This window comes from Bartonella machadoae, assembly GCF_022559585.1.
Taxonomy (GTDB): Bacteria; Pseudomonadota; Alphaproteobacteria; order Rhizobiales; family Rhizobiaceae; genus Bartonella; species Bartonella machadoae.
Genome location: NZ_CP087114.1, coordinates 2,146,893 through 2,161,744, shown reverse-complemented (window position 1 = coordinate 2,161,744; position 14,852 = coordinate 2,146,893). Strand labels below are relative to the sequence as shown.

General features: G+C 47.8%; 17 protein-coding genes and 3 pseudogenes. 14 read left to right on the top strand and 6 right to left on the bottom strand.

Going from position 1 to position 14,852, the window contains the following annotated elements; all coding sequences use genetic code 11:
• Positions 1–254: 254 nt before the first annotated feature.
• The 4 genes from LNM86_RS10165 to LNM86_RS10150 all read left to right on the top strand — a co-directional run bounded on the left by LNM86_RS10165 (position 255) and on the right by LNM86_RS10150 (position 1,864).
• Positions 255–401 carry a hypothetical protein gene (locus tag LNM86_RS10165; RefSeq protein WP_241437581.1) on the top strand — a complete coding sequence of 49 codons (147 nt, stop codon included), beginning with the start codon at positions 255–257 and terminating at the stop codon, positions 399–401.
• Between the two features lie 11 nt (positions 402–412).
• Positions 413–559, top strand: a complete 147-nt coding sequence (locus LNM86_RS10160; protein WP_241437580.1) for a hypothetical protein — start codon at positions 413–415, stop codon at positions 557–559.
• 839 nt (positions 560–1,398) lie between these two features.
• Complete coding sequence (locus LNM86_RS10155; protein ID WP_241437579.1) at positions 1,399–1,674, top strand: hypothetical protein; 276 nt, start codon at positions 1,399–1,401, stop codon at positions 1,672–1,674.
• The gene (locus LNM86_RS10150; protein ID WP_241437578.1) at positions 1,667–1,864 is read left to right on the top strand and encodes a hypothetical protein; all 198 of its coding nucleotides are present in this window, start codon (positions 1,667–1,669) and stop codon (positions 1,862–1,864) included. Before LNM86_RS10155 ends, LNM86_RS10150 begins: the two co-directional genes overlap by 8 nt.
• Positions 1,865–2,102: 238 nt before the next feature.
• Here LNM86_RS10150 and LNM86_RS10145 read toward each other — a convergent pair whose 3' ends face one another.
• The gene (locus LNM86_RS10145; RefSeq protein WP_241437577.1) at positions 2,103–2,699 is read right to left on the bottom strand and encodes a hypothetical protein; all 597 of its coding nucleotides are present in this window, start codon (positions 2,697–2,699) and stop codon (positions 2,103–2,105) included.
• Positions 2,700–3,228: 529 nt separating this feature from the next.
• On the opposite strand from LNM86_RS10145, the gene LNM86_RS10140 reads away from it, so the two are divergent.
• The 3 genes from LNM86_RS10140 (at position 3,229) to LNM86_RS10130 (ending at position 4,286) form a co-directional block, all read left to right on the top strand.
• Positions 3,229–3,390, top strand: coding sequence for a hypothetical protein (locus tag LNM86_RS10140; protein WP_241437576.1), 162 nt, complete (start codon positions 3,229–3,231; stop codon positions 3,388–3,390).
• A gap of 26 nt (positions 3,391–3,416) precedes the next feature.
• The gene (locus LNM86_RS10135) at positions 3,417–3,590 is read left to right on the top strand and encodes a hypothetical protein (protein ID WP_241437575.1); all 174 of its coding nucleotides are present in this window, start codon (positions 3,417–3,419) and stop codon (positions 3,588–3,590) included.
• 78 nt (positions 3,591–3,668) lie between these two features.
• Entirely contained in the window at positions 3,669–4,286 is a 618-nt protein-coding gene (locus LNM86_RS10130) for a hypothetical protein (protein ID WP_241437574.1), read from the top strand.
• Here the strand turns inward: LNM86_RS10130 and LNM86_RS13010 are convergent.
• Positions 4,208–4,390 (bottom strand): annotated as a pseudogene (locus LNM86_RS13010) (hypothetical protein); the annotation flags it as partial. The gene LNM86_RS10130 and the pseudogene LNM86_RS13010 sit on opposite strands and share 79 nt — an antisense overlap.
• A gap of 199 nt (positions 4,391–4,589) precedes the next feature.
• Between LNM86_RS13010 and LNM86_RS10125 the strand changes: the two are divergent.
• Together LNM86_RS10125 and LNM86_RS10120 are read left to right on the top strand one after the other, a co-directional pair.
• Entirely contained in the window at positions 4,590–4,997 is a 408-nt protein-coding gene (locus LNM86_RS10125) for a hypothetical protein (RefSeq protein WP_241437573.1), read from the top strand.
• 70 nt (positions 4,998–5,067) lie between these two features.
• Positions 5,068–5,685: a hypothetical protein gene (locus tag LNM86_RS10120; protein WP_241437572.1), complete on the top strand. Its 618-nt coding sequence runs from the start codon at positions 5,068–5,070 to the stop codon at positions 5,683–5,685.
• Here the strand turns inward: LNM86_RS10120 and LNM86_RS10115 are convergent.
• The 4 genes and pseudogenes from LNM86_RS10115 to LNM86_RS10100 form a co-directional block, all read right to left on the bottom strand.
• Positions 5,607–8,249 carry a bifunctional DNA primase/helicase gene (locus LNM86_RS10115; RefSeq protein WP_241437571.1) on the bottom strand — a complete coding sequence of 881 codons (2,643 nt, stop codon included), beginning with the start codon at positions 8,247–8,249 and terminating at the stop codon, positions 5,607–5,609. The genes LNM86_RS10120 and LNM86_RS10115 overlap by 79 nt on opposite strands.
• Before the next feature lie 178 nt (positions 8,250–8,427).
• Positions 8,428–8,619 (bottom strand): annotated as a pseudogene (locus LNM86_RS10110) (DNA primase); the annotation flags it as partial.
• Positions 8,620–8,797: 178 nt separating this feature from the next.
• A pseudogene (locus LNM86_RS10105) lies at positions 8,798–8,983 on the bottom strand (hypothetical protein); the annotation flags it as partial.
• 19 nt (positions 8,984–9,002) lie between these two features.
• Positions 9,003–10,157 carry a YdaU family protein gene (locus LNM86_RS10100; protein WP_241437568.1) on the bottom strand — a complete coding sequence of 385 codons (1,155 nt, stop codon included), beginning with the start codon at positions 10,155–10,157 and terminating at the stop codon, positions 9,003–9,005.
• Positions 10,158–10,623: 466 nt separating this feature from the next.
• On the opposite strand from LNM86_RS10100, the gene LNM86_RS10095 reads away from it, so the two are divergent.
• From LNM86_RS10095 to LNM86_RS10075, 5 genes are all read left to right on the top strand, one after another.
• On the top strand, positions 10,624–10,941 hold the full coding sequence (locus LNM86_RS10095) for a helix-turn-helix domain-containing protein (RefSeq protein WP_241437567.1): 318 nt from the start codon (positions 10,624–10,626) through the stop codon (positions 10,939–10,941).
• Positions 10,942–11,254: 313 nt separating this feature from the next.
• Positions 11,255–11,644: a hypothetical protein gene (locus LNM86_RS10090; RefSeq protein ID WP_241438988.1), complete on the top strand. Its 390-nt coding sequence runs from the start codon at positions 11,255–11,257 to the stop codon at positions 11,642–11,644.
• A 5-nt stretch (positions 11,645–11,649) separates the two neighbouring features.
• Positions 11,650–11,847 (top strand): hypothetical protein, encoded by a 198-nt coding sequence (locus tag LNM86_RS10085; protein WP_241437566.1) that lies wholly within the window; start codon positions 11,650–11,652, stop codon positions 11,845–11,847.
• Positions 11,848–12,705: 858 nt separating this feature from the next.
• Positions 12,706–12,858, top strand: a complete 153-nt coding sequence (locus tag LNM86_RS10080; RefSeq protein ID WP_241437565.1) for a hypothetical protein — start codon at positions 12,706–12,708, stop codon at positions 12,856–12,858.
• A gap of 311 nt (positions 12,859–13,169) precedes the next feature.
• Positions 13,170–13,820: a lambda exonuclease family protein gene (locus LNM86_RS10075; RefSeq protein ID WP_241437564.1), complete on the top strand. Its 651-nt coding sequence runs from the start codon at positions 13,170–13,172 to the stop codon at positions 13,818–13,820.
• Positions 13,821–14,852 lie beyond the last annotated feature (1,032 nt).

Sequence of the window (14,852 nt, the reverse complement as noted above, 5' to 3'; positions counted from 1 at the left end):
GTTTAGGGTTGCATCTTATGAGGGTTGGATGCGCCCATGAGGGGCGGGATGCACTTTATGAGGGTGGTGCATCCCGTAGAGTTTAGGGTGCATCTTATGAGGGTTGGATGCGCCCATGAGGGGCGGGATGCACTTTATGAGGGTGGTGCATCCCGTAGAGTTTAGGGTGCATCTTATGAGGGTTGGATGCACCCATGAGGGGCGGGATGCACTTTATGAGGGTGGTGCATCCCGTAGAGTTTAGGGTGCATCTTATGAGGGTTGGATGCGCCCATGAGGGGCGGGATGCACTTTATGAGGGTGTGCATCCCGTAGAGTTTAGGGTGCATCTTATGAGGGTTGGATGCGCCCATGAGGGGCGGGATGCACTTTATGAGGGTGGTGCATCCCGTAGAGTTTAGGGTTGCATCTTATGAGGGTTGGATGCACCCATGAGGGGCGGGATGCACTTTATGAGGGTGTGCATCCCGTAGAGTTTAGGGTGCATCTTATGAGGGTTGGATGCGCCCATGAGGGGCGGGATGCACTTTATGAGGGTGGTGCATCCCGTAGAGTTTAGGGTGCATTTCAATTCGAGATGCACCCCATGGGATTTTAATTTCTTTATCTCATATAAAAGATCTCTCTCATATCTTCTACATTTGTGATAATTTTATGATGAATTTAAACTTTTTCTGTCATAACAGAAGAATCTGAAAAATCTACAGTTATAGAAATATTTTTCTGTTTGAAAATATTTTGCTGTTCTTGTTTCGTTGTTTTCTGATTTTTGGGGGCGTACAAGATTTATAAGGGATGTGCTTATAAAATTCTTACGTTAAAGAAATCAACATAATGAAATATTATGCGCAAAAGAATAAAATCATTCTTGTTGTTTTGTTTTGAACAAATGCAGCGATGCGTATTTTAAATATATTTTTTACTCAGAACGTACCAGAGGGTCAGTGCGTATTATCGGTAGCATTCTACTGTCATGAAAAGTCTTTTTATTTTAAAACGAAAATGTTGCAGAAGAGTAAGTTTGAAAATCTGCCTTTGGATGAGAAAAAATACCATGGGCTTGATGAAGCTTGATGAGTAGAGCTGTACTCAGATAACGACGATGTAGAAAAGTCTGAGAAAACTGCAAATTTTTGTATAGGTTGAGGTTGTTCAAAGAGGTTGATTGTTGAAGTGGTTTGTGATGGGGCGGCAGTTGGTGTGTGATTCCTGTGAGGTGGTTTGTGGTGGGGTGGCAGTTGGTGCGTGATTCCTGCGAGGTGGTTTGTGGTGGGGTGGCAGTTGGTGTGTGATTCCTGCGAGGTGGTTTGTGATGGGGTGGCTGTTGGTGTGTGATTCCTGCGAGGTGGTTTGTGATGGGGCGGCAGTTGGTGCGTGATTCCTGCGAGGTGGTTTGTGATGGGGTGGCTGTTGGTGTGTGATTCCTGTGAGGTGGTTTCGATGGGATGGCAGTTGGTGTGTGATTCCTGTGAGGTGGTTTCGATGGGATGGCTGTTGGTGTGTGATTCCCGCGAGGTGGTTTCGATGGGATGGCTGTTGGTGTGTGATTCCTGCGAGGTGGTTTCGATGGGATGGCTGTTGGTGTGTGATTCCTGCGAGGTGGTTTCGATGGGATGGCTGTTGGTGTGTGATTCCTGCGAGGTGATTTGCGATAGGGTGGCAGTTGGTGTGTGATTCCTGTGAGGTGGTTTCGATGGGATGGCTGTTGGTGTGTGATTCCTGTGAGGTGGTTTCGATGGGATGGCTGTTGGTGTGTGATTCCTGTGAGGTGGTTTCGATGGGATGGCTGTTGGTGTGTGATTCCTGCGAGGTGGTTTGTGATGGGGTGGCAGTTGGGTGTGCTTTCCCGCGAGGTGGTTTGTGATGGGGTGGCAGTTGGGTGTGCTTTCCCGCGAGGTGGTTTGTGATGGGGTGGCAGTTGGGTGTGCTTTCCTGTGAAGTGTTTTGTGGTGGGGGGATTGTTGGTGTTGCTTGTTCGTTTGCCGATTCGTTTTAGGGGGTTGCGTTCTCCCTTATTGATGTTTGGTTTTACAATTGTTTATTGATTGTCTCATTGCTTATGGGATGTCCTCTTTTGTTGTTTTGTTTTTTGTGATGGGGGATTATTGAGAGCTTTTATGGTTTGCGTATCCCCAATGAAATGCGAGCAAGTCTAAACAGTCTCGTAAATGGTCGGCAAGGGAGTTTTGCTTGCGCTTTGAGTCGCTTAATTCTTTGATTGCTTGATCATAACCAACAACCTTTTCTACAAGTGCATAGCCAAGAACACCAAGCAGAACTTTGACCTTTTGTAAATGCTTGGATGCTTCTATTTGGCGCTCAATAGGGTGTGTGTACCCTTGACTGCTCTCTACTTTTTCACGCGTGTAGTCAGGACTCATGTGAAGGTCTGCTTGATTTTGGCGCCAATAAACATAAAACCGTTCTGCTGCCCTATATTGCGCTTTGCTGAGATGCCCTTTTGCATATAAAAGAGCAATCGGACGACTTTGTGCATTGGCAATGGCTTTGATGGTGCGTGGATTGCTGGAGCTTTCTGGATGGGTTGGTTGAAAATAAGGATTGCTCGTTTCAAGAGCAAATTCTTGTGTCTTTAAGTGGCCAATCTGCTCTTTCCCTTCCTTATGCTGGGCGGAAAAAAAAGTCTGTGTGTTGTTTTTTTGTTCCTCTTGGTGGGTTTTCTTCTCTTGATGGTTCATGTTCTCTGTTCTCCTTTAAAAATTTTCGTTTTGTCTGATGTTCCAGCTGTAAGGTGTTGCATGTCCATGGGTGGGGAAGCTTTGCTTGGTGTCTCCTCGGCTGTTGGCATTGTATATTGACATTGGGTGCTGTGGGGGCGCTGTTTTGTCTGATGTTCCAGCTGTAAGGTGCTATATACGCATGGGTGGGGAAGCTTTTCTTGGTGTTTCCTCGGCTGTTGGCATTGTATATTGACATTGGGTGCTGTGGGGGCGCTGACATTGGGCGCTGGGGTGCTGGTCTTTGTGATGCCGTGTTTGACGGGAATTTTTATGCACTCTCTTTTTTAAGCAGAAGGTGTTCTCAAAGGGGATGGTGTTTTGCCGCATTGTTGGAGCCGTCCTTGTGTTTATTTCTGAGGGAGCAAAGCAGAGGAGTATTTGCTGGCTCTGGTGCTCAAATGAGTGGATGTTTCTCTTTATGATGGCACTTTTCTTTCGTTTTTCTGATGAAAGCGTGAGGGGTGTTGGGGTTATAGGGGCGTGATTCTTGAAGGCAGGAGCGTTTTGCCGCATTGTTGAAGCTGTCTTTGGTTTATTGAAGGGGGTTTATCGGTTATCGAAGGGGATTTATTGGTTTCTCGAAGGGGTTTATCGATTTCTCGAAGGGAGGGTATCAGAAGGGGTGGTTTACAGGGGATTGGGCATGTAAGGGGGCGTATAGGGAGGCGAAGCGGTATGGGTGTTGCATTCGTGGGTATTGCCTTTGATTTTATCTGGGGGGCTTTGTTGGGGAATAAGGAGGTTGGGGATTACGCGAGGAAGATTCTGGAAGATTGTGGGGATTTGCTTTATGCATGCGTAGCATTGTTGGTCGCTTTGTTTCTTTGGAAGGGGAGCGCATTGGTGTGAACAGTCCTTGGTTCTCGAGAGATTGGTTTTTTTGCATTTTGGATTTATCTTTTATTTTGCTTATGAAGGAGTGTGCGTATGGCTGTTGTGCGGTCTATGTTTTTGAAGGCCATGGCGTTTTGCTGTGGTGTAAGCCTTTTCCTTGCTGTGCTTTATGTAACTGCGGGGAGTCCGGTTATTACTTGGGAGATGTTTTTCCAGACGCTGGTGTTGTGCACCGTTATGGGGGCTGTTCTTGGTTTTGCTTTGGTGGGAGTAAACAGTAGGGCTGTTACGTGGTGGATGTTTTTGAAGGCGCTGGTGTTTTGCTGCATTGCTGGCGTTGTCCTGTTTTTTGCCTATAAAGGTGTAAAACATTCTGATGTGACGTGGGATGTGTTCTTGAAAGTGGCGGGGGTCATTGCTTTGCTGGCGTTGTTCTTGATTGTGCTTTCGAGAGTACGCAGTGAGGGGGCATCGCGTTGTGTATGGCTTTTGAAATTTGTGGTGTTGTACAGCATTGTTGGCGTGGTCCTTAGTTTGGCGCGGATAGGGGCGATGGATATGGATGTGCGCTGGTTTTTGATTTCGAACAATGCGTTCTTTGTTTGCATGATTGGGATTATCCCTGTTTTTGTTTATGAAGGTGTGAGGTGTGTGAGGGTCCTATGGGCTTGGTGGTTGGAGAGGGGGGCGTTGACCCCGCGTTCAAGATAACGCCTTGGCGTTATTAACTGTTCGCAGGAGCAGCGATAGCGGTAGGTTTTTTGGTCAAACCAAAGACCAATTTTGCCTTCAAAATCCCCTGAGCGTTGTTTTGCTCGTTGTTCAGGTGGGGGCAAAGCGCTTTGAGATGACGTGAGAGGCCTTTTTGAAGGCGTTGGTGTTGTTTTGCATTGTTGGAGTTGTTGTTGTCTTTGCTTCTGTGAGAATGAGGTGGTTTGTGTCATAGCGGTTTGCTTCTTGAAATGAGGGGGGCTTTTCTGCATTATGGCTGTTATTGTTTATAAGGGGTGAGCTATGGCCATTACGTGGGGCGTCTTTTTGGAGCGGTTGGCGTTTTGTTGCATTGTCTTTGCTGTCATCGTTAGTGCCCTTGCTTTGCTTTATAAAGTGATGAGGAGGTTTGGGGTTACGCGGGGAATGTGTTGGGTGTATATGGGGGTTGGCTTCATTCTTACCCCTGTTAGCGATTTTCTTTATAAGCAAGCAGAGCGGATTGGCGTGGACTGGCTTTGGTTCTCGAATTGGTGGGTGTTTTCCTTTATAGTGGGTGCTGTTCTTGGCATTGTTTTGCTCATTGTTCAGGTGGGAACAAAGCGTCTTGAGATGACGCGGGGGGGCTTTTTGAAGATGTTGGTGTTGCTTTGCCTTGTTGGAGCTATTTTTGTCTTTGCTTATGTGAGAATGAGGTGGTTTGTGTCATAGCGGTTTGCTTCTTGAAATGAGAGGCGCTTTTCTGCATTATGGCTGTCGTTGTTTATAAAGGAGCGGGCGTATGGTTGTTTCGCGGGGTGTGGTTTTAACGACAGTGAAGTTTTGCTGTCTTTTTGTTTTTGTCCTTTGTTGGGTTTATGTAAATGCGGGGATGCCCGTTGTGACGTCGGAGGTGTTTTTGCGCGGGCTGGTGCTTTGCGGTGTTGTGGGGGCTGTCCTTGGTTTTATTGGAGTGGGAGCAAAGAGCACGACTGTTAAATGGTTGGTGTTTTTAAAGGCGTTGGTGTTTTGCTGCATTGCGGGCGTTGCTCTTATTTTTGCTTATGAGAAATTAAAGTGTTCTGAAGCGATGCGGGATATTTCCTTAATAGTGGCGGGGATCATTGCCTTGTTGGAGCTGTTTGTGATTGTGCTTTCGAGGGTGCGCAGTGAATGGGCGTCGCGTTGTGTGTGGCTTTTGAGGCTTTTGGTGTTTTCCGGTATTGTTGGGGTTATCGTTAGTTTGGCGCGTATGGGAGCGATGGATATGGGGGTTCGCTGGTTTTTGATCTCGAATGATGGGGTGTTTTCCTGCATGATTGGAGTGATTCCTCTGTTTGCTTATGAGGGGGTGAGGTGTGTGAGGGTTCTATGGGCTTGGCTATTGGAGAGAGGTGTGGTAACCCCGCGTTCAAGATAACGCCTTGGCGTTATTGACTGTTCGCAGGAGCAGCGATAGCGGTAGGTTTTTTGATCAAACCAAAGACCAATTTTGCCTTCAAAATCCCCTGAACGTTGTTTTGCGATATTCATAATCACACCAGGGCGTTTGGCTAATTCTGCTTTTTCTTCTTTGCATGATGCGGCGAAAATTTTGTCTTCTAAGGAGCGATTGCGCCAAATGGTGATAATGTTAAAGGCATTGGCACCAATTTCTGAGGCGCCTTTAATATCTTCTGTGCCGGGGACCTCTTTCTCTAGCCCTCCTTTGCGAGCGTGGGCGACAAGGTGAATGTGAACGGCATTTAAAACAGCCCAATCAACCATTTTATAAACCGCTTGTTCTTGCCCTGCATAGTCATCTGAACAGATACCAAGCCGCATCAGGCTGTCGATAATGAATTGATCGCAACCATAGCGTGCGCGGCAATAGTCAAAGACATCAAGCAGTGTGTCGACACTCGATTTCCCAACATGCTCGTAAAGAATCAGTCCCTCGTCTAAAAAATGGAGAATGCGTTCAATCATCTCTCTGGTGGGGTGTTCTAACCCTCCCGTCTGTTTGGTTAGACGGCGTAATGATTGTTCTCCTTTCATTTCCAGTGAGGCTAAGCAAAGGCGACTGTTTTGCGAAATCCAATGGGGAATGCAGTCTGATAACAGTTGGCTTTTTCCGGCACCACTTGCCCCGCTCCATAGCGTCAATTCCGCTGGACGGAAATACAATTTACCGTTGAGCTTGGGATAGGGAAGTGTATAGCCTTCATGTTGTTCTGGGGTTGGCCAAAACAGCCCTATCACTTGCTCTTTATAGTCTGAAGCGCGGCGTAGACCTTCTGGTGCAAAGCTTTTCGCTGATAAAAAGGCTGCTTTTATGGTGGCGGCATCAATACCAGAAGTCAAACAATCATTGGCATCCTTACAGGGTAACTGTACACGATAGCAACGGTGGCGACCAAGCCTGTTGGCAATTTCACGTGCGGCTTCTTCACCCGGCTTGTCCATATCGGTGGCTAAAAAAATGGTCTCAAAAGGTTCTAAATTGTCAAATTCATTTTCAATCCAATTGTGTTTGCCCCCAACGCCTCCGCCAAACGGTACCGAGAGTGCCGGATATCCATAGGCCGCTAAGGACAGTGCGTCAATTTCGCCTTCAGTAATAACAATGGTTCGATTGGTGGAAAAAAAAGCTTGGTTTTCAGCTGCGGCTGCGGGGTTTGCGATTGTGGCTGCGTGGGTTGCGGTTGTTGCTGTGGGGTTTGCGATTGTGGCTGCGTGGGTTGCGGTTGTTGCTGTGGGGTTTGCGGTTGTTGCTGCGGGGTGCGCGGTTGTGGCTGTGGGGTGTGCGGTTGTGGCTGTGGGGTTTGTGGCTGTGGCTGCGGGGTGTGCGGCTGTGGCTGTGTGGTTTGCGGTTGCGGCTGTGGGGTTTGTGGCTGTGGCTGCGGGGTTTGCGGTTGTGGCTGTGGGGTTTGTGGCTGTGGCTGCGGGGTTTGCGGTTGTGGCTGCGGGGGTTGCGGTTGCGGCTGCGGGGTGCGCGGTTGTGGCTGTGGGGTTTGCGGTTGCGGCTGCGGGGTGCGCGGTTGTGGCTGTGGGGTTTGCGGTTGCGGCTGTGGGGTGTGCGGTTGTGGCTATGGGGTGTGCGGCTGCGGCTGTGGGGTGCGCGGCTGTGGCTGTGGGGTTTGCGGTTGCGTCTGTGGGGTTTGCGGCTGCGGCTGTGGGGTGTGCGGTTGTGGCTGTGGGGTGTGCGGCTGTGGCTGTGGGGTTTGCGGTTGTGGCTGTGGGGTGTGCGGCTGCGGCTGTGGGGTTTGCGGTTGCGGCTGTGGGGTGTGCGGTTGTGTGGTTTGTGGCTGTGGGGTGTGCGGTTGTGGCTGCGGTTGCGGGATGTGTGGTTGCGGTTGCGGCTGTGGGGTTTGCGGTTGTGGCTGTGGTGTGTGCGGCTGTTGCTGTGGGGTTTGTGGTTGTGGGGTGTGTGAGCGCTTGCCAACCAAAGAGAATCGGTTCACATTGTGCTGTTGTTGGCTTAGGTTTTGCACCTGCTTGCGCAAGCCGTTCTTTTACCAAAGCAAGGGTGCCATCCGGTTTATAAAAGGGGAAAATGATCTTTTCTCCATCTTCTCCTATGCGGTAACGTTTTAAAATCTCTAAGGGAATATGGCGCTCTTTGTTGAGATAGGTTTTTACTAAATTTTGCGGTGTATTGCCGGTGGGAACGGGTGGACGACGATAGGAACGGTGAGGTGCCATAAAAGGTTTGGGACGTGTAAGGTTGAGAGTGGAACGCACTTCTTCTAATGCTTGAGAAAGACTTATTCCTTTGACTTCACACCAAAGGTCTAAAAGGTCACCACCTCTGCCTTCTGCAAAATCATACCAAAGTCCCGCTTTATGACCGCTTAAGCACACCGATAAACTTTGCCCTTCTTCGCCGCGTGTACTTCCTACAATCCAATCATTGCCGCGTCTTTTCCCTTTTGGCAAAAGCCTTTGTACTATCGCGTCTGCTTGTGCGGTTAGTTTTTGTTTGATTTCAAAAATCGTACTCATGTTCATTGGTGTGGTTGTTGGTGTAGTTGTTGCTCGTTTGGGTGAAGGGTTCCTCTTACCGCTGCTTTAAGGCGTGCGTGAGAGGAAATGCGTTTTATGTGTTGTTTGTCTGCTAATCATTGCTGTTGCGTTTTGCCGTTTGGAAAGAGATGTTCGTGCCGTTTGGCAAGGCGTCCGTGCCTTCTGCAAAATCATACCAAAGTCCCGCTTTATGACCGCTTAAGCACACCGATAAACTTTGCCCTTCTTCGCCGCGTGTACTTCCTACAATCCAATCATTGCCGCGTCTTTTCCCTTTTGGCAAAAGCCTTTGTACACTCGCGTCTGCTTGTGCGGTTAGTTTTTGTTTGATTTCAAAAATCGTACTCATGTTCATTGGTGTGGTTGTTGGTGTAGTTGTTGCTCGTTTGGGTGAAGGGTTCCTCTTACCGCTGCTTTAAGGCGTGCGTGAGAGGAAATGCGTTTTATGTGTTGTTTGTCTGCTAATCATTGCTGTTGCGTTTTGCCGTTTGGAAAGAGATGTTCGTGCCGTTTGGCAAGGCGTCCGTGCCTTCTGCAAAATCATACCAAAGTCCCGCTTTATGACCGCTTAAGCACACCGATAAACTTTGCCCTTCTTCGCCGCGTGTACTTCCTACAATCCAATCATTGCCGCGTCTTTTCCCTTTTGGCAAAAGCCTTTGTACACTCGTGTCTGCTTGTGCGGTTAGTTTTTGTTTGATTGCGACAATCATGCTTCAGTTCATGGGTGTTTTAAGGTGTTTGGTAGTTGATAAGAGAGCGGTAAAGAGCATCATTGTCGCTGTTATGCTGCTGTGAGGGAGAGTGTTGGCTAAAAATGGCAAGTCTTTCCTGATGTTCTTTGATGCGTTCAATCTCTCGGCGAAACCAATTGCGCCATGTCGCTTGCCAATCCACTTTAAGCGCTTCTTTGCCGCTTTTGGCTTGCCAATAATCGCGAAATTTCTTTTCTTGCCAACGGGCTTGTTCTTCACTCAAGCCTTCTGAAATCGCGGCATCAATGTCTGCTTGCCAATCGGCGGGAAGACGGTGTCCCTTCGTTATTGCTCCTGTGCTCGTTCTTTCCTTGGCGGATGTTGCACGGCTTTGCGTTTTGCTGACCGCGTGAGAGGTGTTGGTTGTGAGAGTGGAGGCAGGGACTGAGGAGCAGGCGTTCTTTGTGTGAGGACAACAAGAAGCAGGGTTTTGTGCTGTTTCATCAGAGGAGGGAAAAGTGTCTTTTTCCTCGCTAAAATCGGTGGTGTCATTTGCCTCTTGGCAAGAGGAGGGGGGGGAAGATGTGAGAGGGTGTTCGCTGGATGTGGGGGGTGAAGCTTGACACAGGGTGGGCGGGAAACAAGACTTCTCCGCCTCGGTGGTTCTTTCTTTTCCTTCTTTCGATTCAATCAAAAACAATTTCTTTTCTGAAACACCGTGAGGTGTTTCCTTTTCTTCTCCCTTCTGAGATTTTGAGCTTTGTTCATCATCTCTTGCACTCTCGTTGAGCAGTCGTTCAAACTCTGCATTGATTTGTTTGCGTTTTTTCGCTGAAGAACGTCCCGCAAAGGATTTCTGTGCAAGCAATTTTGCGCGCTCTTGAAAGATGCTTTCACAACGTTTATTCCATAGTCCATGCGGTAAATTTAAAATCTTGCCCTCTTCAATCAGCATGTCTAAAACATTTACAAAAGTTCGCTTGTCACAACCGCAAAGACGCGCTAAACGTTCTACCGATAACTCTAGAGGACGACCGCGTGCATACATTTCATTGAGAAGAATCGTATAAATTCCAATTTCGTGGGCGCGCATTCCACGCACTCCCCCTAGAAAATCATTCTGATACCAACAAACATAAGGAAGCGTAGATGATTCATAGTGGGAAGTTTCTTGGTGATTGGCCTGTTTCATGCTGCAATCCATTCTCTTCTGTTTATATCTGTTATTGATCAAAAAAACGCAAAAAGCGTTTTTATGTGTTTTTTTGCATTCGATTAAAGTTTTTACGCTTTAATATACAGTGTTTTGGTTTTTGCGATTTTTTGTTAAATGATGACTCTTTAGGTGTTGCTTTATGAAGTATAACAGTCGTTTGCCGTGCTTAGATGCATGCCGCCTTATCGTTTGAGATGCGCAGATGGCAAAGATAAAGAGTAAAAAGATTTTTAAATATAGAGGCTTGCTTGGCGCTTTTAGGGAACGCCTTTTTGCTTCCTTTGTTATGGTGAAAACTTCTCTTGATTTGCAGATGAATGTTTGTTCCCCCCCTCAAAAAAGTAAATTTGTTTGCTTAATTTTATCCTTTTTAGAGGATAATGCAAGCCCGTTTTACAAAAAGGACGTGTTTTTTTAAAAAGACGCGCTATATGGTGAGACTATGAATATCGATGGTTGGCGTCAAAGATTACGTGCTGCTCTTGAAAAAAGTGGCCGGTCAAAAAGATCTGTCTCCCTCGCAGCTGGTAAAGGTGCTGGGTACCTTCATTCTATTCTCTCTGAAGGAAAAGAACCAACAATCGAATCCCTCTCGCGCATTTGCAACGAAATTAACATCAGTATGAATTATATTCTTTATGGTCAGGGGGGCAGTCCCGAAGATAAAGAATTTATCGAACTCATCTCAAAACTCTCTCCTGAGGAGAGGAAGGCAATCTTGACTCTTTTGCGGCGACCAACTGCCGAAGTATCAGAATAAGTTCTTTTTGTGTCTTTGTATCAAGAGTGCTCCAGTATTCTATCAATTTTAAATCACTCATTTTCGCTCTCCTGTCTGTTGGTGGTTGCGTTAGGTAAGAACAAATAGAGAACATCGTAAGAGTACTAGGTGAACAAAAGAGGACAGGGTTTTGTTCACAGATGTTGTTCATACGTCATAAAGACTCAAAATATTATCTTTTATTGAGGATAAAATGATTGACTTATCCCCCATAGAGGATATAAGGGTAATGCTATATTCAGCCTTGTCAAGACAAAGCTGTGCTTTATCAACTATCGAAAGGGGGGAAATGATGAAAAACATTCCATTCGTTAAAGAGGATGAAATCATTATCATTCTTTGTGAGGAAGAAAAGAGCGATGCCTATGAGGGACCAATCGAACAGGGTGAAGAAGTCATCGAAATTATTGAAGAATATGAGACCGTGCAAAAAATCTTGCGCCTCGATCTTACCACTCTTCATGCCGAAGATGTGACGGAACAACTCGCCGATATCTATGTCGCAAATTATGAAATGGACGAGCAAAATAGCCAACTTCAACCTTTTATCCTCAATAGTGATGCTTACCATGTCTGGTTAGATGAAGAAGCCGCGCGTGATTATGAAGATCATTACTATGGTTCCTACGAAAAACAGCATCGTTTGCGTCCTTGTGATGTCTTGGATGATTACTGGTGGTAAAAATCATGGCAAATTATCTTCAGACTGTTTATCAGGGATTTCCACTTTATTATGCTGGAAAGAGCCAAAATACAATCAGACTCGAACCGCAAAGATGCCATGCAATCCTCTTCATTTCAGAGAAGGCTGCTGCGGGTGTTGCGAAAAATTTAGCAGAAAAATACCAACGCGATGATTTTTCTATCGTGCAACAGCACGAATAAAAATTGCGCAACAGCACGTGTGAGAATTGTGCGACAGCATGCGTGAGAGAAGACCTTATGCTCAAAAAACAGGGGGATATGGGGGCTCTTGCGTATGCGCGCGGTGTTCGCACGACGGGAAGGCGGACGGATACGCGAGGGCTTGGGGGCTCGTGTGGGGGTGTTGGCATGAGGTGTTTACGTGGGGGTGTGGGGAGGTGCTGCATGTGTGGAGAGTGCGCTGAGTGAGGCATATGGGGCGTTTGACAGGGAGGACGTTGGAGTATGCTCAAGAGAGAAAGCAGCATGGAGGGGCACATGTTGAAGTGAAGGGATATGCGGTGAGGCATGGGTGGGGATGGTGAGAGACTTTTGGGTGTGGATGGGAACTGCATTTGTGAGGAGGTGCCATGCGCGGGTGATTGAGAGGGGAGAGGCGCGTTGGAGTGAAGCTTTGCTGGGCTGAGATAGGCGCATGTTCGTGGGATGGGGGGCTTTAAAATATTCGCAGTTGTTGGAGAAAGGGGTGTTGTGTTCGCACGATGGAAGGGGGACGGATATGTGGGGGCTTTGAGGCATGTGTGGGGGTGTTGGCATGAGGTGTTCATGGGAGGAGCATCTGTGAAGGGAATGGGGGGGTGAGAGGAGGAGAGGGTTGGAGTATGCTCAAGAGAGAAAGAAGCATGTGGGGGGCACATGTTGAAGTGAAGGGATCTGTGGTGGGCATGGGTGGGGATGGTGAGAGATTTTTGGGTGTGGATGGGAACTGCATTTGTGAAAGGGTGCCATGCGCGGGTGAGAGGGGGTGGAGAGGTGCGTTGGGGCAAAGAGCTTTGCTAGGCTCCGCTATGTGTGTTTGTGGGGGGGAGGATGCTTTTAATGTCCGCAGTTGTTGGAAAAAAGGGCACGTGCTGTTTGCGCGATGGGAAGGGAGATGGAGACGCGGGGGCTTTGGGGCGTTTGACAGGAGGGGAAGGCGTTGAGGAGTATGACCAAGAGGGAAAGCAGCATGTGGGAGTACATGTGAAGTGAAGGGATATGCGGTGAGGCATGGGTGGGGATGATGAGAGATTTTTGGTGTATATGGCGACCGCATGTGTGATGGGGGCACCGAGTGAGGGATACGTGCGAGGGGCTGGAGAACATTGGATGAGTGGTGTGTGAGGGGTATGGGGGATACCTATGTGAGGGGGTGCTATGCGCGGGTGAGAGAGGGTGGAGGGGCGTGTTGGGGGAAAGCGTGTTGCAAAAATATGCTTGTTAAAAGCAGATGTTTTTAAGAAAGAGTCAAGGTGCTGAAATAAAAAGTGCCTTAAAGACAAGGTCTAAAAAGGGGGATGTTTATGCCAATAGTTATTGATTGTCTTCAGGGAACAGAACAATGGTTGCAAGCGCGTAATGGCTTGATTACCGCTTCTTTGTTTGAAATGGTGATGGCACGGAAAAAACAGGGGCAAAAAACTTCAAGATATCATGCTGTTATGATGAAACTCGCTGGAGAAAGAATTACTGGAAAAACTGTCGATGAGGGAACAACACTCTCTATGCGACGTGGAACAGAATTGGAACCAACCGCACGCAAGCTTTATGGTACACTCACAAATACGCAACCTGAGTGTGTTGGGTTTGTGCTTGCGGATGATCGGATGAAAGGTTTTTCTCCCGATGCTTTCATTGGAAAAAATGGATTGTTGGAAATTAAAACAAAAAAACCAGAAATTCTTATCCCTCACTTCTACCAAAAAGGCTTTCCACCAGAGCATAAAGCGCAATGTCAGGGAGGATTGTGGATTGCGCAACGTGAATGGGTGGATTTAATGCTCTATTGGCCGGATATGCCGCCTTTGATTAAACGCGCCTATCGTGATGAAGCCTATATTCGAAAACTGGAAAGTGAAATTAGCCGTTTTAATGAGGATTTACAGATTATGGTACAGAAAATTAAGTCTTCTGAGACAGCGCTTGGTATGAAAAGGCAATATGTTCTCGAGTGAGGTGTGAGAAAAAAGCATATAACTAAAATGCGTACACAAAAATGTGCACTGGTGGGGAATACGGGTGAGAGAGGGTGGAGGGGCGTGTTGGGGTGAAGCATTGTGGGGCTGAGATATGCTGCGTGTTCGTGGGGGCTGGAACGGTGTTAAAAATATTCTTCGTTGTTGAAAAAGGAGTGCTGTGTTTGCGCGATGGGAAAGGGGTATGGAGATGGGGGGGCTTTGGGGCATTTGACGGGAGGGAAGAGCGTTGGAGTATGACCAAGTGGGAACGTAGTATGGGAGGCTCATGTGAAGTGAAGAGATATGCGGTGAGGCATGCGTGGAGGTGTTGGGAGGTTTATGGGTGTACATGGGGGGTACATGTGTGAGGGGGATGCCATGCACGGGTGAGAGAGGATGGAGAGGCGCGTTGAGGTGAAGTGTTGGGGGAGTGAGATACGCATGTTCGTGGGGGCTGGAACGGTGCTTAAAAATATTTTTCGTTGTTGAAAAGGAGTGCTGTGTTCGCACGATAGAATGACGGGGATATGAAAGGTTTTTGCGTATGTGCATGGTATTTGCGTGATGGGAAGGGGGGATGGATATACGGGGGCTTTGGGGCATGCGTGGAGGTGTTGGCATGAGGATGGGGTGCCAAATGTGTGAGAGAGCGTCGGGCGAACTATATGGGGGGCATTTGAGAGGAGGAGAAGGTGTTGGAGTATGCTCAAGAGAGAAAACTGTATAGGGGATACCTGTGTGAAAAGGATGCCATGCGCGCGTGAGTGAGAGAGGGGGAGAGGTGCGTTGGGGTGAAGCTTTGCGGGGCTGAGATATGTGTGTTTATGGGGTGGGAGGATGCTTGAAATGTCCGTAGTTGTTGGAGAAAAGGGCGCGTGGTGTTTGCGTGATGGGGAGGCGGGGACGGATATGCGAGGGCTTCGGGGCGTGGGTGAGGCATATGGGGCATTTGGGAGGAGGAGAAGATGTTGGAGTATGCTCAAGAGAGAAAGCAGCATGGAGGGGCACATGTGAAGTGAAGGGATATGC

Excerpts from the sequence above, each read along its gene's own strand:
- LNM86_RS10090 (WP_241438988.1), top strand. The coding sequence starts at position 11,255 with ATGAAAAACATTCCATTCGTTAAAGAGGATGAAATCATTATCATTCTT.
- LNM86_RS10100 (WP_241437568.1), bottom strand. The coding sequence starts at position 10,157 with ATGAAACAGGCCAATCACCAAGAAACTTCCCACTATGAATCATCTACG.
- LNM86_RS10165 (WP_241437581.1), top strand. The coding sequence starts at position 255 with ATGAGGGTTGGATGCGCCCATGAGGGGCGGGATGCACTTTATGAGGGT.
- LNM86_RS10155 (WP_241437579.1), top strand. The coding sequence starts at position 1,399 with ATGGGGTGGCTGTTGGTGTGTGATTCCTGTGAGGTGGTTTCGATGGGA.
- LNM86_RS10135 (WP_241437575.1), top strand. The coding sequence starts at position 3,417 with ATGGGTGTTGCATTCGTGGGTATTGCCTTTGATTTTATCTGGGGGGCT.
- LNM86_RS10130 (WP_241437574.1), top strand. The coding sequence starts at position 3,669 with ATGGCTGTTGTGCGGTCTATGTTTTTGAAGGCCATGGCGTTTTGCTGT.
- LNM86_RS10115 (WP_241437571.1), bottom strand. The coding sequence starts at position 8,249 with ATGAGTACGATTTTTGAAATCAAACAAAAACTAACCGCACAAGCAGAC.
- LNM86_RS10095 (WP_241437567.1), top strand. The coding sequence starts at position 10,624 with ATGAATATCGATGGTTGGCGTCAAAGATTACGTGCTGCTCTTGAAAAA.
- LNM86_RS10080 (WP_241437565.1), top strand. The coding sequence starts at position 12,706 with ATGTCCGCAGTTGTTGGAAAAAAGGGCACGTGCTGTTTGCGCGATGGG.
- LNM86_RS10145 (WP_241437577.1), bottom strand. The coding sequence starts at position 2,699 with ATGAACCATCAAGAGAAGAAAACCCACCAAGAGGAACAAAAAAACAAC.
- LNM86_RS10075 (WP_241437564.1), top strand. The coding sequence starts at position 13,170 with ATGCCAATAGTTATTGATTGTCTTCAGGGAACAGAACAATGGTTGCAA.
- LNM86_RS10160 (WP_241437580.1), top strand. The coding sequence starts at position 413 with ATGAGGGTTGGATGCACCCATGAGGGGCGGGATGCACTTTATGAGGGT.
- LNM86_RS10125 (WP_241437573.1), top strand. The coding sequence starts at position 4,590 with ATGGCCATTACGTGGGGCGTCTTTTTGGAGCGGTTGGCGTTTTGTTGC.
- LNM86_RS10085 (WP_241437566.1), top strand. The coding sequence starts at position 11,650 with ATGGCAAATTATCTTCAGACTGTTTATCAGGGATTTCCACTTTATTAT.
- LNM86_RS10120 (WP_241437572.1), top strand. The coding sequence starts at position 5,068 with ATGGTTGTTTCGCGGGGTGTGGTTTTAACGACAGTGAAGTTTTGCTGT.